Origin of the sequence: Pseudomonas sp. GWSMS-1, from assembly GCF_049847425.1 — a bacterium.
Classification (GTDB): domain Bacteria; phylum Pseudomonadota; class Gammaproteobacteria; order Pseudomonadales; family Pseudomonadaceae; genus Aquipseudomonas.
In genome coordinates this window covers 1,356,485-1,377,805 of the sequence record NZ_JBMHHV010000005.1, presented here as the reverse complement: position 1 = coordinate 1,377,805, position 21,321 = coordinate 1,356,485, and the positions used below count along the sequence as shown (strand labels likewise).

General features: G+C 57.0%; 19 protein-coding genes and 1 pseudogene. 8 read left to right on the top strand and 12 right to left on the bottom strand.

Annotated elements, in window-relative coordinates:
• The first annotated feature begins 92 nt into the window (after window positions 1-92).
• Window positions 93-587 (top strand): peptidylprolyl isomerase, encoded by a 495-nt coding sequence (locus ACEPAJ_RS09985; RefSeq protein WP_274086685.1) that lies wholly within the window; start codon window positions 93-95, stop codon window positions 585-587.
• Window positions 584-1,312, top strand: coding sequence for a UDP-2,3-diacylglucosamine diphosphatase (locus ACEPAJ_RS09980; protein ID WP_425914711.1), 729 nt, complete (start codon window positions 584-586; stop codon window positions 1,310-1,312). Before ACEPAJ_RS09985 ends, ACEPAJ_RS09980 begins: the two co-directional genes overlap by 4 nt.
• A 70-nt stretch (window positions 1,313-1,382) precedes the next feature.
• Here the strand turns inward: ACEPAJ_RS09980 and ACEPAJ_RS09975 are convergent, their stop codons facing one another.
• Window positions 1,383-1,988: a tRNA-(ms[2]io[6]A)-hydroxylase gene (locus ACEPAJ_RS09975; RefSeq protein WP_425914710.1), complete on the bottom strand. Its 606-nt coding sequence runs from the start codon at window positions 1,986-1,988 to the stop codon at window positions 1,383-1,385.
• A gap of 242 nt (window positions 1,989-2,230) precedes the next feature.
• On the opposite strand from ACEPAJ_RS09975, the gene ACEPAJ_RS09970 reads away from it, so the two are divergent.
• Window positions 2,231-3,094: a universal stress protein gene (locus tag ACEPAJ_RS09970; protein ID WP_425914709.1), complete on the top strand. Its 864-nt coding sequence runs from the start codon at window positions 2,231-2,233 to the stop codon at window positions 3,092-3,094.
• A gap of 85 nt (window positions 3,095-3,179) precedes the next feature.
• Here the strand turns inward: ACEPAJ_RS09970 and ltrA are convergent, their stop codons facing one another.
• Complete coding sequence (ltrA, locus tag ACEPAJ_RS09965) at window positions 3,180-4,601, bottom strand: group II intron reverse transcriptase/maturase (RefSeq protein WP_425913153.1); 1,422 nt, start codon at window positions 4,599-4,601, stop codon at window positions 3,180-3,182.
• A 473-nt stretch (window positions 4,602-5,074) separates the two neighbouring features.
• Window positions 5,075-5,551: a DUF1289 domain-containing protein gene (locus ACEPAJ_RS09960; protein WP_425914708.1), complete on the bottom strand. Its 477-nt coding sequence runs from the start codon at window positions 5,549-5,551 to the stop codon at window positions 5,075-5,077.
• A gap of 408 nt (window positions 5,552-5,959) precedes the next feature.
• Between ACEPAJ_RS09960 and acnB the strand changes: the two genes are divergently transcribed.
• Entirely contained in the window at window positions 5,960-8,569 is a 2,610-nt protein-coding gene (gene acnB, locus ACEPAJ_RS09955; protein ID WP_425917991.1) for a bifunctional aconitate hydratase 2/2-methylisocitrate dehydratase, read from the top strand.
• 375 nt (window positions 8,570-8,944) lie between these two features.
• Window positions 8,945-10,173: pseudogene (gene alaC / locus ACEPAJ_RS09950) on the top strand (alanine transaminase).
• A 36-nt stretch (window positions 10,174-10,209) separates the two neighbouring features.
• Here alaC and ACEPAJ_RS09945 read toward each other — a convergent pair.
• Complete coding sequence (locus tag ACEPAJ_RS09945) at window positions 10,210-10,602, bottom strand: hypothetical protein (protein WP_425914707.1); 393 nt, start codon at window positions 10,600-10,602, stop codon at window positions 10,210-10,212.
• A gap of 209 nt (window positions 10,603-10,811) precedes the next feature.
• Here ACEPAJ_RS09945 and ACEPAJ_RS09940 point away from each other — a divergent pair, with 209 nt between their 5' ends.
• A complete protein-coding gene (locus ACEPAJ_RS09940; protein WP_425914706.1) occupies window positions 10,812-11,129 on the top strand; it encodes a transcriptional regulator in 318 nt (105 codons plus the stop codon).
• 82 nt (window positions 11,130-11,211) lie between these two features.
• The gene (locus ACEPAJ_RS09935) at window positions 11,212-11,658 is read left to right on the top strand and encodes a thioesterase family protein (protein WP_425914705.1); all 447 of its coding nucleotides are present in this window, start codon (window positions 11,212-11,214) and stop codon (window positions 11,656-11,658) included.
• Window positions 11,659-12,069: 411 nt separating this feature from the next.
• Here ACEPAJ_RS09935 and ACEPAJ_RS09930 read toward each other — a convergent pair whose 3' ends face one another.
• From ACEPAJ_RS09930 to ppsA, 8 genes are all read right to left on the bottom strand, one after another.
• Window positions 12,070-13,035, bottom strand: coding sequence for an OmpA family protein (locus tag ACEPAJ_RS09930; protein ID WP_425914704.1), 966 nt, complete (start codon window positions 13,033-13,035; stop codon window positions 12,070-12,072).
• A 101-nt stretch (window positions 13,036-13,136) separates the two neighbouring features.
• Entirely contained in the window at window positions 13,137-13,736 is a 600-nt protein-coding gene (gene sigX / locus ACEPAJ_RS09925; RefSeq protein WP_274086695.1) for an RNA polymerase sigma factor SigX, read from the bottom strand.
• Between the two features lie 88 nt (window positions 13,737-13,824).
• Complete coding sequence (locus ACEPAJ_RS09920) at window positions 13,825-14,640, bottom strand: mechanosensitive ion channel family protein (protein ID WP_274086696.1); 816 nt, start codon at window positions 14,638-14,640, stop codon at window positions 13,825-13,827.
• Window positions 14,641-14,642: 2 nt separating this feature from the next.
• Window positions 14,643-14,888: a CrfX protein gene (locus ACEPAJ_RS09915; RefSeq protein WP_274086697.1), complete on the bottom strand. Its 246-nt coding sequence runs from the start codon at window positions 14,886-14,888 to the stop codon at window positions 14,643-14,645.
• 54 nt (window positions 14,889-14,942) lie between these two features.
• Complete coding sequence (locus tag ACEPAJ_RS09910; protein WP_425914703.1) at window positions 14,943-15,938, bottom strand: zinc transporter ZntB; 996 nt, start codon at window positions 15,936-15,938, stop codon at window positions 14,943-14,945.
• A gap of 20 nt (window positions 15,939-15,958) precedes the next feature.
• A complete protein-coding gene (gene rraA, locus ACEPAJ_RS09905) occupies window positions 15,959-16,447 on the bottom strand; it encodes a ribonuclease E activity regulator RraA (RefSeq protein WP_274086699.1) in 489 nt (162 codons plus the stop codon).
• Between the two features lie 262 nt (window positions 16,448-16,709).
• Window positions 16,710-17,717 (bottom strand): alpha/beta fold hydrolase, encoded by a 1,008-nt coding sequence (locus ACEPAJ_RS09900; RefSeq protein ID WP_425914702.1) that lies wholly within the window; start codon window positions 17,715-17,717, stop codon window positions 16,710-16,712.
• Window positions 17,718-17,920: 203 nt separating this feature from the next.
• Window positions 17,921-20,296 carry a phosphoenolpyruvate synthase gene (gene ppsA, locus ACEPAJ_RS09895; RefSeq protein ID WP_425914701.1) on the bottom strand — a complete coding sequence of 792 codons (2,376 nt, stop codon included), beginning with the start codon at window positions 20,294-20,296 and terminating at the stop codon, window positions 17,921-17,923.
• A 180-nt stretch (window positions 20,297-20,476) separates the two neighbouring features.
• Between ppsA and ppsR the strand changes: the two genes are divergently transcribed.
• On the top strand, window positions 20,477-21,295 hold the full coding sequence (gene ppsR, locus ACEPAJ_RS09890) for a posphoenolpyruvate synthetase regulatory kinase/phosphorylase PpsR (RefSeq protein ID WP_274086702.1): 819 nt from the start codon (window positions 20,477-20,479) through the stop codon (window positions 21,293-21,295).
• Window positions 21,296-21,321: the final 26 nt, after the last annotated feature.

Below are 21,321 nucleotides of genomic sequence, written 5' to 3'. Positions count from 1 at the left end.
AAGAGCCGCCTCAATGCCCATTGCATGTCGCCACACAGCACACGCACGGTCACAAAACGGCTCACGGATTTATCGACAGAGCGATTACCTCCATGATCAAGCTGCACACCAACCACGGCGTTATCACCCTCAAGCTGTTCGAAGACAAAGCCCCAGAGACCGTGGCCAACTTCAAGCAGTACGTTAAAGATGGCCATTACGACAACACGGTATTTCACCGTGTGATCAGCAACTTCATGATCCAAGGCGGTGGCTTTGAGCCGGGCATGAAGCAGAAAACCACCCGCGCACCGATCAAAAACGAAGCCAACAACGGCGTTGCCAACAAGATCGGCACCGTGGCCATGGCCCGCACCATGGAGCCGCATTCGGCTTCCGCGCAGTTCTTTATCAACGTTGGCGACAACAGCTTCCTTAATCACAGCGCGCCAACCGTTCAGGGCTGGGGCTACGCGGTGTTTGGTGAAGTGGTTGAAGGCATGGACGTGGTTAACGCGATCAAGGCCGTGGACACCACCAGCAAATCCGGCCACCAAGATGTGCCCGTTGAAGACGTGATCATCGAGCGCGCCGAGATCGTTGAGTGATTCTACTGATCTCCGATCTGCATCTTGAACAGGAGCGCCCGGCTATCAGCCGGGCCTTCCTGCATTTTCTCGAAACTCGTGCGGTTCACGCTCAGGCGCTGTATATCCTGGGCGACTTCTTTGAAGTGTGGATCGGCGACGACGCCATTACCCCGTTTCAACGCTCGATTGCCCAAGCGCTGCGCAACCTTAGCGAGCGCGGCACGCGCATCTATCTGATGCACGGCAATCGTGATTTCCTGATCGGCAAGGCCTTCTGCCAAGAAGCAGGCTGCAGCCTAATTCCAGACCCGTGCGTGATTGAGCTTAACGGTGAGCGCACGCTGCTGATGCACGGCGACAGCCTGTGCACTCAGGATATTGGTTACATGAAGCTGCGCCGCTGGCTGCGCAACCCCATCGCCCTGTTTATCCTGCGCAACCTGCCGCTCAGCACCCGGCACAAACTGGCGCGCAAGCTGCGCAATGAAAGCCGCGCGCAAACCCGCATGAAAGCCAGCGAAATTGTCGACGTCACCCCGGACGAAGTGCCGCGCATCATGGCCGCCCACCGCGTACGCACGCTGATTCACGGCCACACCCATCGCCCGGCCACCCATCAACTGCAGGTCAACGGCGAGGCGGCGCAACGCATCGTCCTCGGCGACTGGGACCAGCAGGGCTGGGCCTTGCAGGTAGACCGGCAAGGCTTGCAGCAAAACGCGTTCGAGCTGGCGGCAGACTAACCGCCTCACACGCCCGACAAAACCGCCACATCAGCCACATAGCCGCGCGCCTGCTCGGCGCGCCAGGGTTTCAGCGTGGCGGAATCCCGCTGTGAAAACGAAACTCAGTGTCTGGCGACTCGATCAGCTCTCGCTCCGCCGCCCTCACCCGCTCGATGGCCTGATCAACATCTCGAGCCTCGCCGTATTGGTAGGCCAACTTCAGATAATTCTGAAAATGCCGCGCCTCGCTTTTCAGCAAGCCGAAATAAAACTTACCCAGCTCTTCATCCAGATGCGGCACCAGCGCCTCGAAGCGCTCACAGCTGCGCGCCTCGATAAACGCACCGACCACCAGGGTATCCACCAGTTTGTGCGGCTCATGGGTGCGCACTACCTTGCGCAAACCCGAGGCGTAGCGCGCCGCGGATACCGGCCGCAAGCCGATTTTGCGCCGTTTCATGATGCGCAACACCTGCTCGTGGTGCACCAGCTCCTCACGGGCCAGGCGCGACATGGCGTTGAGCAAGTCCGCATAGGTGCTGTACTTGGCCATCAGGCTCAGCGCCGTACTGGCCGCCTTGAACTCGCAGTTCTTATGGTCGATCAGCAGGGTCTGCTGGTCAGCCAAAGCAGCGGTGATCCAGGCAACCGGCGTACGGCAACCCAGAAAATCGTGGATTTCAGGCAGGTTCATGACCACAGACCTGCTGCGCGGCAAGGCGTGGCCACAGAAAAACGACAGTGCTGCAGGGGTTCAATTTCAGCTAACAGATACATAAATTCACAGAGCTAGGCCGGCAAGAGTGATAACGCTAGAGGGCGCGCATTATACGATTGAGCGCGCAAACAGCCACTCGATTGACATCAATCAGCATTGATCGAGTGGCAGCGATCTATAGTGATAATTAGAACAATTGACTGCACATGGAGACGATCATGCAAGCTATTCGCAGCATTCTGGTGGTGGTGGAACCGACGCACACGGACGACTTGGCTCTCAAGCGCGCCAAACTGATTGCCGGCGTCACGCAGTCACACCTGCACCTGTTGGTGTGCGACAAGAAGAGTGACCACGGCGATTACCTTCGCGACCTCACCGGTTTGCTCAACAGCGAAGGGTACAGCACCTCCAGCCAGCAAGCCTGGGATGATAGCCAGCACCAAACCATCATCAACGTGCAGCAAGCCGAAGGCTGCGGCTTGGTGATTAAGCAACACTTCCCCGATAACCCGCTAAAAAAAGCCCTGCTCACTCCGGGTGACTGGAAGTTGCTGCGTTACTGCCCCGCTCCTGTATTAATGGTCAAAACCGATAAGCCCTGGGCCGACAGCGTAATCTTGGCGGCCGTAGACGTGGGCAATGCCGATGGCGAACACCGCACGCTGCACACCAGTATTGTCAGCCATGGTTATGATATCGCCGCCCTGGCTAAGGCTGAACTGCATGTCATCAGCGCCCACCCAACACCGATGCTTTCAGCGGCCGACCCGACCTTTCAACTAAGAGAGACCATCGAAGCGCGTTACCGGGAGCAGTGCAAAGCCTTCCAGGCCGAGTACGACATCAGCGATGAACACCTGCATATCGTCGAAGGGCCAGCCGACTCATTGATTCCGCAGATCGCACGCCAGCTCAACGCAGGCGTTACCGTGATTGGCACCGTTGCACGCACCGGACTGTCTGGCGCGTTGATCGGCAATACTGCCGAAGTGATTCTCGACGCCCTCGAAAGCGACATCCTGGTGCTCAAGCCAGACGACATCATCGCGCACCTGGAAGAACTGGTCGCTCAGCGCTAAGGCCGAGCGACAGAATCGAGTAGGAGGCGGATTCACATCCGCCGTCCTCTCACACCACCGTACGTACGGTTCCGTATACGGCGGTTCAGGTTATGCGGCTAAGCCGGTTGATCGTATCCAGTATTGAGACCAGCCCCAGGCGATCCCATAGCTTCTTCGGCAGCGCCTGATTCATATGCGCCGCTCCCGAGTTCCACCATGGGCCACGGCCATTAGACGCAGACTTGGATGCGCGGGCCTCGCTGAGTCCCAGGCGCATCAGGTTGCGAACCCTCGTTGCGGATTGCTTCCATTGACGCCATACAGCGCAGCGAAGTTTGTGACGCACCCAGCCATCCAGCTCTTCAAGTGGTCGCTTACTCTGGCTCAACTTGAAGTAGCCCGCCCAGCCACGCAGCGCAGGGTTTATTCGCTCGATGACATCCGACATCTTGCGTCCACGCGCTCCGCTTAGAAGCCCTTTGAGCCGGGCACGCAAGCGACTCAAACTCATCGTCGCCACTCTTAGTCTCGGCTGTTGATGCCAGCTCATCCCATAACCCAAATAGTCACAGACCCACGGCCTTGCCACCCGGCTCTTTTCCCGATTCAGCGTCAGTTTCAGACGCCTGCTCAGGAAGCGCTCGACGCTGTTCATCACTCGCTCGCCAGCACGACGGCTACGTACATAAATGTTCGCATCATCGGCATAACGCACGAAGCGATGGCCCCGTCGCTCAAGCTCTCGATCGAGCTCATTGAGCAAAATGTTCGACAGCAACGGCGAGAGCGGGCCGCCTTGCGGCGTCCCCTCTTGTCGCTGGCTGACGATCCCGCCCGACATGACTCCGACTTCGAGGTAGCGACGGATCAGCCTGAGCACGCGTTTGTCCTCGACATAACGCTGCACATGGGCCATCAGGATGTCGTGATTGACTCGGTCAAAGAACTTCTCAAGATCGAGTTCCACGCACCAACGGTGACCCGCCGCCACATGGGCACGGGCTGTTTCAATGGCCTGGTGGGCGCTTCTGTCCGGACGAAAACCGTAGCTGTAGTTCGAGAACAGCGGATCGAAGATCGGCGTGAGCTGTTGCAGCAATGCCTGTTGGATCAGGCGATCCACGACGCTAGGGATACCCAGCTGTCGGGTGCCGCCTTTGGGCTTGGGGATGTCGACGGCGCGAACACCTTGTGGGTGATACTCGCCGGCTAGCAGTCTCGCCTTGAGGGTTGACCAATACTGTTTTACGTAACCCGCCAATTCGTCGACCGTCATGCCATCGGCACCCGGCGCTCCCTTGTTGCTGACTACGCGTTGGTACGCACGCTTGAGGTTGGCCGGTGTAAGCACCCGCTCCATCAGCGTGTCCGGCTCCGCGTTCGTCCACGTCACAGACGACGCCGATGCCTGCGCACTGCCAACCGTCGTCCGCGGATACCGTCCGGAACTTAGGTTCACAGTTCTCCCTCGGAGAATTTTCTGCTTTTCGACATTCGACGAGACTCTGACGCCTACTGGCGGCATAACCTGTTCGGCCCTTGGTGACGCGGTCATTCGTCACTTACTACGGCTTCGGCTGACTTCTGTAGATTCATCCCAGCGCCTCGCGACGCTTGGTAGCCCAGTGGCAAACCTACAGATCTCCCAGGGTAATTCGCGCGACCTTCCTGCTTATGCCTGTCGGATTTACGCCGTAGTGTTCCGTGCAAGTATTGGGCTTTGGCTGTCATTGCGACCTCACCCCACTACGACGCCTCTATCCGCTTCCTGTACGTCAGGCCAGCATTTTGCCTCGGGCTTCCTTCAGATTCGCGGTCACCCGCGACACCCTTGCCTCTGGCTAACACTTCCCCTTGCCGGGTGTGTAGAGGACTTTCACCTCCAAGTCACCAGCGAGGCCACCACAGCCAAGCTGGTTGCGCTTGCGCGCAACGCGCCATGCCTGGCGCACAATGACAAAGCCGCCTTGCAGGGCGGCTTTGTCGTTTAACTCAGGGCTAAATCTGCACATTCAAACCATCACGCAGAAATTGCGGCGCGATATAGCGCTGGTAATGCGCTTCCGATAATAGAAAGAACTCGCGATCAATCGCGTCGCGCAACTCAGGCAGGTTCCACTCGCGAAACTCCGGCAATAGCACCATGCCATACGCCTCTAACTGGCTGATCACTCGGGCGCCACGGGCAATCAGCTGGTAGGCCCAGCAATAAGGTGACTGCTGCGGGACAAAGCGAATCTTGCGCTGCTCCAACTGCATGCGCAGGCGGTTTTCATCGAAAACCTCGAGCTTCGCCGTCATCACCTGCACCAGCAACACCTCCAGGCGCAGCCAGACGGCGTGTTTTTCCTCGTCGTTGTAACCGTTCCAGTTGATCACCTCATGGTGGAAACGCTTACAGCCACGGCAGACCAAATCACCGTAAACAGTCGAGCACAGGCCAACACAAGGGGTTTTGATGCGTTGATTAGACATAACGAAAGGCATGGATACTGGCGGATAGGCTGGCATCTTAGCCCTTTGTCTAAGGCAGATCACCCCTATATAAGCGGGGCCTTTGGCTTAACTTTGTGAAAGCTTTCCAGTAGACTCAGCCGGCCTTTTAGAGGCAGCAACGTCCGTTGGAAGCTGTTTTCAAAGCGTCACGAGCACAGTCAATCCTGCAGGTTCGATGTTGGTACCGCCCCTTGAGCCACCCTTTCAAGTGTCGGTACCAGCCCTCATCCAGCCCGTCCTGCCGGCGTAAAACTTTGAAAACAGCTTCTGCAAGAAAGCAGCACAATCTCGGCTGAGCGGCCCATAAAGCCACGAAGCGCCTGGTTTGTTGTTTTTCTGGATCGCGTCCCGGACACGCCTTTGGGACCACTGATGAGGGTAATAACTGTGCTTGAAGCCTACCGCAAACATGTAGCAGAGCGTGCCGCTCAGGGTATCGTGCCCCAGCCGCTGAACGCCGAACAAACCGCAGGCCTGATCGAGCTGCTGAAAAATCCGCCAGCCGGCGAAGAAGCTGTTCTGCTCGACCTGATCACCAACCGCGTGCCGCCAGGCGTCGACGAAGCCGCCTATGTCAAGGCCGGTTTCCTCTCTGCCATTGCCAAAGGCGAAGCCACCTCCCCACTGATCAACAAGCATCACGCTGTTGAGCTGCTGGGCACCATGCAGGGCGGCTACAACATCGCCACGCTGGTTGAGCTGCTCGACGACAGCGAACTGGCTGGCGTGACTGCCGAGCAACTGAAGCACACCCTGCTGATGTTCGACGCTTTCCACGACGTCGCTGAAAAAGCTAAGAACGGCAACGTTCACGCTAAAGCCGTTATGCAATCTTGGGCTGATGGCGAGTGGTTTAAAAACCGCCCAACCCTGGCCGACAAGATCAGCCTGCGCGTATTCAAGGTTACCGGTGAAACCAACACCGATGACCTGTCCCCTGCTCCTGATGCCTGGTCGCGCCCTGACATCCCGCTGCACGCTCTGGCCATGCTGAAAATGGCTCGCGACGGTATCGTGCCGGACGAGCAAGGCGTCACTGGCCCGATGAAGCAAATCGAAGCCATGCGCAACGAAGGCTTCCCGATCGCCTACGTCGGCGACGTAGTGGGTACTGGCTCTTCGCGTAAATCCGCCACCAACTCGGTGCTGTGGTTCTTCGGCGACGACATCCCGAACGTACCGAACAAGCGCGCAGGCGGCTTCTGCTTCGGCAGCAAGATTGCTCCGATCTTCTACAACACCATGGAAGATGCCGGCGCTCTGCCAATCGAATTCGACGTTTCCAACATGCACATGGGCGACGTGATCGACCTGTACCCGCATGCTGGCAAAGTCTGCAAGCACGGCACTGACGAAGTACTGACCACCTTCGAAATGAAGACCCCAGTACTGCTTGACGAAGTGCGTGCTGGCGGCCGTATCCCGCTGATCATCGGTCGCGGGTTGACCGAGAAAGCCCGCGCTGAACTGGGCCTTGGCCCGACTGACCTGTTCAAGCTGCCTGAACCACCGGCTGCCAGCACCAAGGGTTTCACCCTGGCGCAGAAGATGGTCGGCAAGGCCTGCGGTCTGCCTGAAGGCCAAGGCGTTCGCCCTGGTACTTATTGCGAACCGAAGATGACCACCGTCGGCTCCCAGGACACCACTGGCCCAATGACCCGTGACGAGCTGAAAGACCTTGCTTGCCTGGGTTTCTCCGCTGACCTGGTGATGCAGTCGTTCTGCCACACCGCGGCTTACCCGAAGCCAATCGACGTCACCACCCACCACACCCTGCCGGATTTCATCCGCACCCGTGGCGGTGTTTCCCTGCGTCCTGGTGACGGCATCATCCACAGCTGGCTGAACCGCATGCTGCTGCCGGACACCGTCGGTACCGGTGGTGACTCGCACACCCGCTTCCCGATGGGCATCTCCTTCCCGGCCGGCTCCGGCCTGGTAGCGTTCGCCGCCGCCACCGGCGTGATGCCACTGGACATGCCAGAGTCCATTCTGGTGCGCTTCAAAGGCAAGCTGCAGCCAGGCATCACTCTGCGTGACTTGGTCCATGCGATTCCTTACGCAGCCATCCAGAAAGGCCTGCTGACCGTTGAGAAGAAGGGCAAAGTTAACGCCTTCTCCGGTCGCATCCTCGAAATCGAAGGCCTCGACGAGCTGACTGTTGAGCAAGCGTTCGAGCTGTCCGACGCCTCTGCCGAGCGTTCCGCTGCGGGTTGCACCATCAAGCTGCCGGAAAAAGCCATCGCTGAGTACCTGCGTTCGAACATCACCCTGCTGCGCTGGATGATCAGCGAAGGTTACGGCGATGCACGCACCATGGAGCGCCGTGCACAAGCGATGGAAGCTTGGTTGGCTGATCCTAAGCTGATGACGGCTGATAAAGACGCTGAGTACGCAGAGATCATCGAAATCGATCTGGCTGACATCAATGAGCCAGTTCTCTGCGCACCGAACGACCCGGACGATGCCCGTCTGCTGTCGACCGTTGCGGGTGAGAAGATCGACGAAGTGTTTATCGGCTCGTGCATGACCAACATTGGTCACTTCCGCGCCGCTGGCAAGCTGCTGGAAAAAGTCGACGGTTCGCTGCCGACTCGCTTGTGGCTGTCGCCGCCAACCAAAATGGACCAGCATCAGCTGACCGAGGAAGGCTACTACGGTATCTACGGCAAAGCCGGCGCTCGTCTGGAAATGCCAGGCTGCTCGCTGTGCATGGGTAACCAGGCACGCGTTGAAGCCAACTCCACCGTGGTATCGACCTCGACCCGTAACTTCCCCAACCGTCTGGGTGATGGCGCCAACGTCTACCTGGCTTCGGCCGAACTGGCGGCGGTTGCTGCAATCACCGGCAAACTGCCGAGTGTTGAGGAGTACATGGTCTACGCGAAGGAAATCGACACCATGGCAGCGGACGTTTACCGCTACCTGAGCTTCGACCAGATCGCCGAGTTCCGTGAAGCTGCTGCGAACGCCAACATCCCGGTCGTTCAAGCTTAACGAAACAACGCATCACGTCGTAAGCTTAAGAAGAGCCCCGCCTAGTGCGGGGCTTTTTCTTTTCTGTCCAATGAGTTCGCCGCTAAAGGTCTTACGGCCAGGATCTACTGATCACAGTGGACAACCTCAAAAAGCACAGGCATTCGCCTTGAAGGCACGTCTAGTCACTAACGGCTTACAGAAGGCGGGACAGCTGATCAGGCGGATCAGCCCATGATCGAGTAACTCAATGGCTACACCTCACGCACTGTTATGCCGCGCGGCGGCGTGACTGTGCTGGACAGGCGACGCAACGCCATTTATCTTCACCGCCTGGCCAGCGCACTGGCCAACGTCGCTCGGACGGTTCCGGGCGCTTACGTATCCGAGGAAAGCATGGCTGATCAAGCTCCGCGCCGCTTTGCGCGCATCGATCGACTCCCCCCTATGTGTTCAATATCACCACCGAACTGAAGATGGCCGCGCGCCGCCGTGGCGAAGACATCATCGACTTCAGCATGGGCAACCCGGATGGCCCCACCCCACCGCATATCGTCGAAAAGCTGGTACAGGTCGCCCAACGCGAAGACACCCACGGCTACTCGACTTCACGCGGCATTCCGCGCCTGCGCCGCGCTATTTCGCGCTGGTACAAAGACCGCTACGAAGTCGACATCGACCCGGAAAGTGAGGCAATCGTCACCATCGGCTCAAAGGAAGGCCTGGCACATTTGATGCTGGCCACTCTGGACCATGGCGATACCGTGCTGGTACCTAACCCCAGCTATCCAATCCACATCTACGGTGCAGTCATCGCCGGCGCACAGGTGCGTTCGGTGCCGCTGATTCCGGGCGTGGACTTCTTCGCTGAACTGGAGCGCGCGATTCGCGAATCCATACCCAAGCCGAAGATGATGATCCTCGGCTTCCCTTCCAACCCCACTGCGCAATGTGTAGAGCTGGACTTCTTCGAGCGCGTGGTGGCCCTGGCCAAGCAATACGACGTACTGGTTATTCACGATCTGGCGTACGCCGACATCGTCTATGACGGCTGGAAAGCACCGTCGATCATGCAGGTGCCGGGCGCCAAAGACATTGCCGTGGAGTTCTTCACCCTGTCCAAGAGCTACAACATGGCCGGCTGGCGCATCGGCTTTATGGTCGGCAATAAAGAGCTGGTCAACGCACTCGCACGGATCAAGAGCTACCACGACTACGGCACCTTCACCCCGCTGCAAGTCGCAGCTATTGCTGCGCTGGAAGGCGACCAACAGTGCGTGCGCGATATCGCCGAACAGTACCGCCAGCGTCGCAACTTATTGGTCAAAGGCCTGCATGAGCTGGGCTGGATGGTTGAGAACCCGAAAGCCTCGATGTATGTCTGGGCCAAGATTCCTGAGCAGTATGCCCATCTCGGCTCACTGGAGTTTGCCAAGAAGCTGCTACTGGAAGCCAAGGTCTGCGTCTCTCCAGGTATTGGCTTCGGTGATTACGGTGACGACCATGTGCGCTTTGCCCTGATCGAAAACCAAGACCGCACCCGCCAGGCGCTTCGCGGCATTAAGACGATGTTCCGCGCGGACGGCCTACTAGCCGGCCAAAAAGCCAAGCCTCACGACCAGTAATCACACAGAGGGCACCTTAGGGTGCCCTCTAGCGTTTCAGCTCGAATAATCCAGCACCGTCCACACCCGGCTCAACCCATCAGCAATCACGCAACCACTTTGCCCCAGCTGGTTGCTACTGTGCAGCGACATCCGATTAGTCATGCCATCGGCTGCATCCGAACGCTCGCTCAACCACTGCACACGGCCGCAATTAGTCGTCTCGATCACGTAACTGGCCGCCACTGCAGCGCCCTCGCTAGGCTGCTTAATTACATCCACCACCGTACCGCGCTCTTCAACGCGAGTGCCGTCGAATACCAGCACGGCCCAGGCCTGGTTGCCCTCTATCACTAGGTAGGTGCCATTGGCTCGGGGCTGATCGAGCTGCGGCTGCGCACAGCCGGATAAAAGACCCAGTAGCACAAGTGTCATCAGCATCTGTTGCATTGTTAGCGACTCCTTTGCAGTACCTGTCGCCATTGGCTCTGCGAGCAAATAGCGGGAGAGATCGAGTAGGTGACGATTTAGGCCTTGGACTTACTATTGTCGAATACTGTTTATTTGTACAGTACTTTTCGATTACCCTTGTTCTGGCTATTCAGCCAACCGCACAGCCCGTAAACGGACCCTTACAAGGCGCTAACAGGAGTACCCACATGCAAGACGTATTGCATATGAAAGACAGCGTAAACCGCATGGCTGTGGAAAAAGTCCGCAGCATCGTCGAAGAATTACAGCTCGATGGCATCGTCACCGAGGGCAAGATGCCGTTCTCACGGGTGCACTTCAATACCTGCTTTGCCGAGATAGAAGCTTTATTGCAGCGTGCCGGCTATCACCGCCAACTGGACGTGGTCGGTTACCAAGGCCTGGCCTATGCCATGTTCGATCCTTCGCGCTGGGAGGCTGTGGAAGTGCTGCGCTGGCTCAAGGCGTTTGTCGAGGAAGGACAGAGCCAATCACGCTCACGCTAAGACTGCTAACACCACGCAGCACCTGCCACACAGAGCGCAACAGGGCTAATATTCGCCATCTTTTCAATGACTGGATGCTGCAATGGCCCGCTTGACCCTGACTTTCCCCGAAGACCAGTTCTGCTACAGCACTCACCTGACCGTACGCGTAACCGACATCAACGCCGCCAACCACCTGGGCAATGACTCGATGATCTCGATGATTTCCGAGGCGCGGGCGCGCTTTTTGTTCGAGTTCGGCATCGAGGAAACCCAGGAAGACGGCACGGGCATCATCGTCACTGACCTGGCCACCACCTACCGCGCCGAGGCCCACGCCCGCGATCAATTGCTGTTTGAGGTCGGCGTGATGGATTTCAACAGCTACGGCGGCGACATCACCTTCCGCATCACGCGCCCGGCCGACGGCGTGCTAGTGGCCATGGCTAAATCCGGTTTCGTGTTTTTTAACTACACGCTGGGCAAGGTGGTGAAGATGCCAGCCGCCTTCAGCGATAAATTCGGCAAGGTGAACTGGCTAAGCCAATAACCGACGCTGCCGAGATACGCCGGCGAGTGTCGGCATAACCTCGCCGAAGCGCTACGACTCAGTCTGACCGAAGTGTTTTTGCTCGATTATTCGACCGCCGCCGTGACAGCCGGTGCATCCTCTGCTACGCCTTATGCATAAAACCAAAAGCAAGGGGAATTGCCGTGACCACTACGCGCCGTCATGTCCGCAACGCCGGGTTACTGAGCAATCTACTCGCCTTAGCTCTTCTAACCCTCCCCTTACCTACGCATGCGTTTAACGCAGCCACTGACGCCAAACCCACTGAGCCACACTGCAGCGTGCATACAGAGGAATTTGACGTATGTATGCTTTTTTATAACGGCTCAGCCTATTTCCAGACAAAGAAAAGCCCGGCCTAAGCCGGGCTTTTCTATACAGCCAGATCGATTACTGCTGGATCTGAGCTTCTACTTCAGCTTCTACGCGACGGTTAACAGCGCGACCTGCGTCGGTGGCGTTGTCAGCAACCGGACGAGTTTCGCCGTAGCCAGCCGCGTTAACGCGGGCAGCGTCGACGCCGTACTGGTTGACCAGCACGTCACGAACAGCGCTGGCGCGGCGCTCGGACAAGTTCTGGTTGTAAGCGTCGCTGCCTTTGGAGTCAGTGTGACCTTCAACCACGGTGGTGGTCTGTGGGTACTGCTTCATGAAGTCGGCCAGGTTCTTGATGTCGCCGTAGCTTTCTTCTTTAACGTTCGCCTTGTCGAAGTCGAACTTAACGTCCAGCTCAACACGAACCAATTCCATCGGCTCTTCAACAGCTACCGGCTCAGGAGTCGGCTCAACAGCAGCGACAACAACTGGCGCTGGCTTGCTGCCACCACCAAAATTCATGCCGATACCGACGCTTGGCGCCCACTCGGTGTCGCCCTGGTCGATGTTGTACTGAGCTTCAACACCTGCACGGGCATAGAAGTTGTCAGTGAAGTAGTACTTAGCACCGCCGCCAACATTGGCGAAAGTGGAGCCATTACGGCCATTGCGACCGGACTGACCGATGCTCTGATCCGAGAAACCAGCAGAAACGTAAGGACGCAGTGCGTCGCCAGCGTTGTTGAAGTGGTACAGAGCATCCAGAGCGGTGTTCGAACCCTTGATGTTGCGCCCATCTTCGCCACGGGCGTTGTGTACTTCGTCATAGGCCAGACGCAGTTCAACGTCGTCAGTCAGGTAGTAGCCGATGCTGCCACCAAACAGGTTGCCGTTGTTTTTGAAGTCACGGGCGCTGTCAAACATTTCTTTCTTGGCAAAACCCTCAATTTCTACAGCGCCTTGGCCCTGGGCCAGAGCACTGAGGGAAGAAGTAGCCAACAACGAGCCAATGACAACGCCTAAAGTGTTTTTCAGTTTCATTACCAATATTCCCTATCTCATGATGGTCAGTAAGTTGTCTGACAAACACAAGACAACTCAGCCGATAATTCTACCAGAATTAACCGTTAGCTATGACGGTTTTATTCTAAGTAAGTTTCAGCGCTATCCGAAAATTTATCGCGTAGCCGATCAAGTGCCCGCTTATAGCGCATTTTCGTAGCACTTAGGCCCATGTGCATAATGTCGGCAATCTCTTGGAACTCCAGCTCTGCGACAAAACGTAGCACCAAAATTTCCCGATCGATGGGATTAACGTGCACCAGCCAACGATCAAGTCCACCTTTATCTTCAGGCTTTGGCTCTTTCTCTTCAGACGCTTCTTCGAGCGGATCCAAGCTTAGGGCGTCAATAAGACGGCGTTTGCGACGCTCTTTACGATATTGAGTAATGCATTCGTTATACGTGATGCTGTACAGCCATGTTTTAAACTTTGACTTACCCTCAAAGTTTTTAAGGCCATATAAAACCTTGAGCATAACTTCTTGGCAGACATCATCCGCATCACGGTCGTTACCCAAATAACGCGCGCACACGTTAAATAAAGTACGTTGATAACGGCGCATTAACTCTTCATAGGCGCGGGTTATATGAAATAACTCGTCACGGGCACGCGCCACTAACTCTTCATCCGAGAGTTCGCGGGGGTCATAGCGCAGTGATGCAGAGTGGGCTTTATTCAAAACGAGTCGGGCCGACAGTCAGGACATAAGCCAACGCAACCTGTAAATCAGGCTGCAGATTGGCCGCATACAATAGCAGGGATTAGCCTTAGCGGCTGCTTACCTGCTGATCAAGCAAGGTACGGTTAGCGACTGAAACCAGCTCGCCAGCTTCCGTCAGCAGCGTGGTTTTAACCGTACCGATCTCTTCGATCTGCCCTTCGACCGCACCGACCTGGACTTGTTGCCCCACTTCATACAATTCACGCACATAAATACCAGCCAGGATCTGACTGGCGATATCGCGACTGCCCAGCCCCAGCGCCAGAGCGACAGCCAGCCCTACCGAGATCAGCACAATGGCGATCACGTTATTAAGCAGTTCGGTTTTCACCTCAAGCTGACCGATCGCCACCGAGATACTGATGATGATCACCAAGCCCTGAGCAATACGCCCCAGGCCGCCGGCGTAATCCAGGCCTACGCCTTCCGCAGCGCCGCGCACCAAACCACTGACCAGCTGTGCCAGCAAGACACCGGCGAGCAGCACCAAGGCCGCACCAAAGACTTTCGGCAGGTACAGGGCCAGCACATCGAGAGTCGCAGAAACACGCTCAAGGCCAAGGGACTCAGCCGCTGTGACCAGGAAGATCAGCAGCACAAACCAGTAAACGATTTTACCGATCAGGGTCGACACCGGCACTTGGATACCGGCACGACCGAGTATCTTGGTCAGACCAGTACCGGCCATCAAACGATCCAGACCAATCTTACCGAGAAGCTTGGACAGCAGCGTGTCGAGAAACTTGGCCACCACAAAACCCAGTAACACCACCACCATGGCGCCAAACAGCCGCGGAATAAATGCAGCAATAGGGGTCCAGACGCTGGCCATCGCGTCTACCAGCACTTGAGTAAATTCCATGCTCAGTCAGCCTTATCAAGAGAAGATTCGGAGGATTTACGACGCGAAACAGGAGCAACGTGAGGCGATCCGTTATTCAGCGCGATCATTAATGCGCCGGCCCAATGCCCCATCAGGGCAAACAAATCACCCACACCGACCTGGCGGTTGGCGGTTTTCAACACGCGATGCAGACAAGCATCATCGTCATGGCTCGAGGCGGGCGACTTAAGTAAATCGCGCAATGATTCTTCAAAGGGATCGTGCATGGCGCACCTCACAGGATGTGACGGCTAGACGAGATCAGTACCGAGCAGGTCACATCAGATCCAGCGCAAGCGACGAAACAGCAGCCACTGCACCAGCGCCACCACTGCCATCAGCGAACAGGCCAGAAGAAAACCATGCGGGCTTTCTGAGCCGGGAATACCGCCGACATTAATCCCGAGCAAGCCGGTAAGGAAACTCATCGGCAAGAAGATCCCGGTGATGATGCCGAAACGGTACATGGTGTGGTTCATCCGCTCATCCATGCGCCGATTTTCCGCTTCCAGCAGCAGGCTGACCCGCTCACGGCTGAGCTCAAGCTCTTCCAGGTAACGGGTCAGGCGGTTGTTCAGCTCATTCCAATAACCGCCATCCCCCTCAACAAACCAAGCCTGGGCACTAGCGGTCAGCTGAGCATAGATATCACGCTGCGGCGCCAGGAAACGCCGCAAACTGGCCGCACGGCGACGTATCTGCAGCAGCGTGGAATGATCCGGCGCCTCACTGGCTTCGGCATCGGCGGACTCTTCCAGATCATCGATCTGCTCCGACAGCTCGCCCACCAACAACTCAACTTTATCGGTCAGGTAATGCGCCATGCTGAGGATCAGTTCGGCCGAGGTTTTCGGCCCGCGACCCGCCAGTAGGTCTTCAATCAACGCCTCAGTGGCCCGCAACGGTCGTAAACGCAAAGAAATGGCCCGCTGGGTATCGGCAAAGATACGCACAGAAACCATGTCTTCGGGCTCAGCCCCCGGATTGAGATTCAAGCCACGCAAAAACAGCAGCAGTTGCTGCTCAGGCAGCGCCAGCAGTCGCGGCCGCGTGTTCTCCTCAAGCAGCAGGTCACAGCAGAACTCACTCAAGCCACTTTCGGCGCGCAACCAGGCATGCGTCTGCGGATGACCGCGATCCCAGTGCAGCCAGAGGCTTTCCTGCTCAGCCAGCACCATCCCAGGCAACTCATCCCGAGCGATGCTACGAGCACCGCCCTGGCCATTGAGGACAAAGGCATGCACCAAGCCCCACTGAGCGTTTTCACCTTCGTGCATGACGGTTTCCTGCAAGTTGGTTACTCCGGCATCTGTAGGGCAGACGGCGAGATGATCACGCCATTGTTGTCGGCATAGATAAACTCACCCGGACGGAAGGTCACACCACCAAAGGTGACCGCGACGTTGAGGTCGCCGATACCGCGCTTATCGGTTTTCATCGGATGGCTGGCCAGGGCCTGAATGCCCAGATCGGTCTGCGCCAGCACGTCGACATCCCGTACGCAGCCGTAAATCACAATGCCTTCCCAGCCATTCTTCGCGGCTTTCTCGGCGAGCATGTCACCGAGGAGCGCGCGGCGCATGGAAGCGCCACCGTCGACCACCATAACCTTGCCCTTACCCGGCTGCTCAACCTGCTCCTTGACCAGCGAGTTGTCCTCGAAGCATTTGATGGTGACAATTTCGCCACCAAAGGAATCGCGGCCACCAAAGTTGCTGAACATCGGCTCAACCACCTGGACCAGTTCCGGGTAGGCATCGCACAGATCGGGGGTGATGTAATACATGGCAAAGCTCCTTGGAGAATGTGAGGGGCGCTGACAGGTCGATCCCGACCCGTTTTGCATCATAAACCACAGGCCAATACGCCGGCTGACAAAGGGCGCATTCAACGCGCGACAACTGTCCAGGTCAACCGCAATTAGGCTCCCTGCCGCTACTCGCGCCATAAACGCAGCCGCCTACCGGGGTCAGCCGCCGCTTGAGCCAAGGCTCAAACGCAACACACATAACGCGGGTGTATCACGACTGAAACACAAGACCCGCCCGCTACTCGACGCCAGCAGTTGCAGCGCCTTCTAATTCACTACGCTCCAGCTCGGCAGACATTTGCGGACTTCGTTGCAACCATTGCTCAAGCAAGGGCCACACCTCACGCTGCGCTTCTTTACTGATGAGCATTTCAACATGGCCGAAGTCGCTGCTGAAACCCTGCTTTTTACCCAGGCAGATAAACTCACTCACGGGCGAACCGAACTGCTTGAGTAACTTTTCGCACGCCCAGGCCGGATCCTGCCTGTCCCCTGCCGCAGCCACGGCCAGAACCGGCACCCGCACCTCTGCCAACCCGGCCCACCAGTTGCGCTTGGCATCACCAAAACGGCCAAAAAGGCCATGCCAGCGCAAGCTCTCGACGACCAGGCCAATCGGTTCATCTTCCGGGCCGCGCTTAAGCCGAGCGCCGGAAAGCACCGAGAAGCGCTTGAGCAGCAGCCGCGCGGTCCACTCCAGCGGTGGCAGCTTCAACGGCCAATAAACGCGACTGATCTGACTGCCGAACAACGCACTGGAAGCGATTTTTGCCTCATCCAGATAATGTCCGCCCAACGCCCCAGCAAGAATAATCCCGCCCAGAGAGTGCCCCAGCCAGTGGGCCTTCTGCGGGTTTAGCTCATGGATAAAGTCAGCGATTGCCGGCAGGTCATAACGCACGTAATCACTGACGGTGTTGCGCGAATAGTCGCGGTTACGCGGCGATAAGCCGTGCCCACGCATCTCGGCTATCCACACATCAAAACCTGAACGGGCCAGATAAGCGCCCAGCCCAATACCCTTGGGTGAGAACCAGAAGCGCCGGTTGGAAAAGCTCCCGGGAATCAGAATCACCGGCACGCCGCGAGTGTGCTCACAACCTGCACGACCCAGACGCGTCAGCGCCAGTTCAACACTTCTATCCGGACTGTTACCGGGCTTGAGGCGATAAATGTCTTCACTCAAATCGCCACGGAGTTCCGCGCTGATCAAGGCGACGGGAAAAAGCTCACTGCTGCTTTGCATCTGTTTACGCTCTGGTACAAGCCAATTGTCGGGCGCAATTTTTCACGTCGCAGGCGACGGCCCTAAGGGTCGCCACGATGGCCGACCACAAAAACGCCAGCAGCGTTGTTGCGCACAAGCCCCGGAGAGGTGAAGCACATGGATGTGCTGAACACAAAAAAGGGCGGGATCAACCCGCCCTTGAATATAACGTTAACGTGTCATCAGGCCGATTGCTGACCTTCGGCCAGGAAGAACCAGGTATCGAGCACCGAATCCGGGTTCAACGATACGCTTTCGATGCCCTGCTCCATCAACCAGCGCGCCAGATCCGGGTGGTCCGAAGGGCCCTGACCACAGATGCCGATGTACTTGCCGGCCTTATTACAGGCCTGGATAGCGTTGCTCAGCAGCTTCTTAACGGCCGGATTACGCTCATCGAACAGGTGAGCGACGATGCCCGAATCGCGGTCCAGCCCCAGCGTAAGCTGGGTCAGGTCATTGGAGCCAATGGAGAAACCATCGAAGAACTCAAGGAACTCTTCAGCCAGAATCGCGTTGGACGGCAGTTCGCACATCATGATGACCTTCAAGCCATCCTGACCACGGGCCAGACCGTTGGCAGCCAGCAGATCAACCACTTGACTGGCCTCACCGAGGGTACGCACGAACGGCACCATGATCTCGACGTTGGTCAGGCCCATTTCATTGCGCACTTTCTTCAACGCGCGGCATTCGAGTTCGAAGCAATCACGGAACGACTCGCTGATATAACGCGAAGCACCGCGGAAGCCCAGCATCGGGTTTTCTTCTTCTGGCTCGTAGAGCTTGCCGCCGATCAGGTTGGCGTATTCGTTGGACTTGAAGTCCGACAGACGCACGATGACTTTCTTCGGCCAGAACGCTGCAGCCAGAGTACTGATACCTTCGACCAGCTTCTCGACATAGAAATTGACCGGATCGTCGTAACCAGCAATGCGCTTCTCGACGCTTTCTTTGATCTCCGGCGGCAGGCCGGCAAAGTTCAGCAGCGCTTTGGGGTGCACACCAATCATGCGGTTGATGATGAATTCCAGACGCGCCAGGCCTACACCTTCGTTGGGCAGCTGGGCGAAATCGAAGGCACGGTCCGGATTACCGACGTTCATCATGATTTTGAACGGCAGTTCAGGCATGGCATCGACCGAGTTCTTACGAATGTCGAAGCCCAGCTCGCCTTCAAAAATAAAGCCGGTGTCGCCTTCAGCGCAGGAAACTGTCACACCCATGCCGTCTTTCAGCACCTGGGTGGCATTGCCGCAGCCGACGACTGCAGGAATACCCAGTTCGCGAGCGATGATTGCGGCGTGACAGGTACGCCCGCCACGGTTGGTGACAATGGCGCTGGCGCGCTTCATCACCGGCTCCCAGTCTGGGTCGGTCATGTCGGAAACCAATACGTCGCCTGGCTGGACCTTGTCCATCTCAGAAACGTCATGGATCACCCGTACGCGACCCGCACCAATCTTCTGACCGATCGCGCGCCCCTCAACCAGCACAGTGCCGGTTTCCTTGAGCAGGTAACGCTCCATCACATTGATGTTAGAGCGGCTCTTCACGGTTTCAGGGCGTGCTTGCACGATGTAAAGCTTTCCGTCGTCGCCGTCTTTAGCCCATTCGATATCCATCGGACGACCGTAGTGCTTCTCGATGATCATGGCTTGTTTGGCCAGCTCGCTGACCTCAGCATCGCTCAGGCAGAAGCGCGCACGTTCGGCGCGATCAACGTCGACCACCTTGACCGACTTACCGGCCTTGGCTTCGTCGCCATAGATCATTTTGATGGCTTTGCTGCCCAGGTTGCGACGCAGAATCGCTGGGCGACCGGCTTCCAGGGTCTGCTTGTGCACGTAGAACTCATCCGGGTTCACAGCGCCCTGCACTACGGTTTCACCGAGGCCATAAGCGCCGGTAATAAACACCACGTCACGGAAGCCGGACTCGGTATCCAAGGTGAACATCACCCCGGCAGTACCGGTTTCCGAGCGCACCATGCGCTGCACGCCAGCAGACAGGGCGACCAATTTATGATCAAAGCCCTGGTGCACGCGGTAAGCGATGGCGCGGTCGTTGAACAGCGAGGCAAATACCTCTTTAGCAGCGCGGATCACATTGTCCACGCCACGGATGTTCAGGAAGGTTTCTTGCTGTCCGGCAAACGAAGCGTCTGGCAGGTCTTCGGCGGTGGCCGAGGAACGCACGGCGACGGCCATGTTGTCGTTGCCACCGGCCATTTCGGCGAAGGCAATCCGAATCTGCTTGTCCAACTCGGCGGGGAACGGTGCATCCATGACCCACTGGCGGATCTGCGCGCCAGTCTTAGCCAAGGTGTTGACGTCATCAACATCAAGGGTATCAAGGGCCGCATGAATCTGCGCGTTCAGGCCGCTCTGCTCGAGAAAGTCCCGGTAAGCCTGGGCTGTTGTGGCGAAACCACCGGGCACTGAAACACCGGCACCAGCAAGGTTGCTGATCATCTCGCCCAGGGAGGCGTTCTTGCCCCCTACGTGCTCAACATCGTGATTGCCGAGCTTATCGAGGGAAACTACGTACTCTACCAAGGTGATCTCTCCACTAAGGTGTTGGAAAAGCTCAAGGGGCTGGGGAAACTCGCCGGCATACATGCCCGCACGATTGTGGCCTGGCCCTGGAAAATAAGTAACAATGCCGGCCAGATCGGCCCTGCAAAGGCGGGCCTATGATAGCCAAGATTCGTCCTCAGCTTAAGGCCCATGGCACAAATGAAACGAACCGCTTTTTTCATCTCCGATGGCACCGGCATCACTGCCGAAACCCTGGGCCAAAGTCTGCTAGCCCAATTTGAAACTATCGACTTCACCAAACTCACGCGACCCTACATCGATAGCGTGGAAAAAGCGCGCGCAATGGTACAACAAATCAACAGCGCAGCCGAGAAGGACGGCTCTAGACCGATCATTTTCGACACCATCGTCAATCAGGACATACGCGACATCCTGGCTGAGTCCGAAGGTTTTATGATCGATATCTTCTCGAGTTTTCTGGCCCCTCTGGAACAGGAACTGACCTCACATTCCTCTTATTCCGTCGGCAAGTCACACTCCATCGGCCACAACTCCAACTACATGGAGCGTATTGAAGCGGTCAACTTCGCCCTGGATAACGACGACGGTGCACGCACTCACTACTACGACAAGGCTGATTTGATCCTGGTCGGTGTATCACGCTGCGGTAAAACCCCAACCTGCCTGTATATGGCCATGCAATATGGCATTCGCGCCGCCAACTACCCACTGACCGAAGACGACATGGAGCGGTTACAACTGTCGCCGGCCTTGAAAAAGTACAAAGACAAGCTGTTCGGCCTGACCATCGACCCGGATCGCCTTACCGCCATTCGCAACGAGCGTAAACCCAACAGCCGCTACGCCAGTTATGCCCAGTGCGAATTTGAAGTGCGCGAAGTGGAAAACCTGTTCCGCCGCGAAAACATCAACTTCATCAATTCCACGCATTTCTCGGTAGAAGAAATATCGGCCAAGATTCTGGTGGAAAAAGGTGTTGAGCGCCGCTTTAAGTAAGCAGTCTAACTTATTGATATAAAGGA

Excerpts from the sequence above, each read along its gene's own strand:
- ACEPAJ_RS09900 (WP_425914702.1), bottom strand. The coding sequence starts at position 17,717 with ATGCAAAGCAGCAGTGAGCTTTTTCCCGTCGCCTTGATCAGCGCGGAA.
- rraA (WP_274086699.1), bottom strand. The coding sequence starts at position 16,447 with ATGTATTACATCACCCCCGATCTGTGCGATGCCTACCCGGAACTGGTC.
- ACEPAJ_RS09940 (WP_425914706.1), top strand. The coding sequence starts at position 10,812 with ATGCAAGACGTATTGCATATGAAAGACAGCGTAAACCGCATGGCTGTG.
- ACEPAJ_RS09975 (WP_425914710.1), bottom strand. The coding sequence starts at position 1,988 with ATGAACCTGCCTGAAATCCACGATTTTCTGGGTTGCCGTACGCCGGTT.
- ACEPAJ_RS09970 (WP_425914709.1), top strand. The coding sequence starts at position 2,231 with ATGCAAGCTATTCGCAGCATTCTGGTGGTGGTGGAACCGACGCACACG.
- ppsR (WP_274086702.1), top strand. The coding sequence starts at position 20,477 with ATGAAACGAACCGCTTTTTTCATCTCCGATGGCACCGGCATCACTGCC.
- ACEPAJ_RS09985 (WP_274086685.1), top strand. The coding sequence starts at position 93 with ATGATCAAGCTGCACACCAACCACGGCGTTATCACCCTCAAGCTGTTC.
- ACEPAJ_RS09910 (WP_425914703.1), bottom strand. The coding sequence starts at position 15,938 with ATGCACGAAGGTGAAAACGCTCAGTGGGGCTTGGTGCATGCCTTTGTC.
- ACEPAJ_RS09945 (WP_425914707.1), bottom strand. The coding sequence starts at position 10,602 with ATGCAACAGATGCTGATGACACTTGTGCTACTGGGTCTTTTATCCGGC.
- ACEPAJ_RS09935 (WP_425914705.1), top strand. The coding sequence starts at position 11,212 with ATGGCCCGCTTGACCCTGACTTTCCCCGAAGACCAGTTCTGCTACAGC.
- ltrA (WP_425913153.1), bottom strand. The coding sequence starts at position 4,601 with ATGCCGCCAGTAGGCGTCAGAGTCTCGTCGAATGTCGAAAAGCAGAAA.
- ACEPAJ_RS09915 (WP_274086697.1), bottom strand. The coding sequence starts at position 14,888 with ATGCACGATCCCTTTGAAGAATCATTGCGCGATTTACTTAAGTCGCCC.
- ACEPAJ_RS09930 (WP_425914704.1), bottom strand. The coding sequence starts at position 13,035 with ATGAAACTGAAAAACACTTTAGGCGTTGTCATTGGCTCGTTGTTGGCT.
- ACEPAJ_RS09960 (WP_425914708.1), bottom strand. The coding sequence starts at position 5,551 with ATGTCTAATCAACGCATCAAAACCCCTTGTGTTGGCCTGTGCTCGACT.
- ACEPAJ_RS09920 (WP_274086696.1), bottom strand. The coding sequence starts at position 14,640 with ATGGAATTTACTCAAGTGCTGGTAGACGCGATGGCCAGCGTCTGGACC.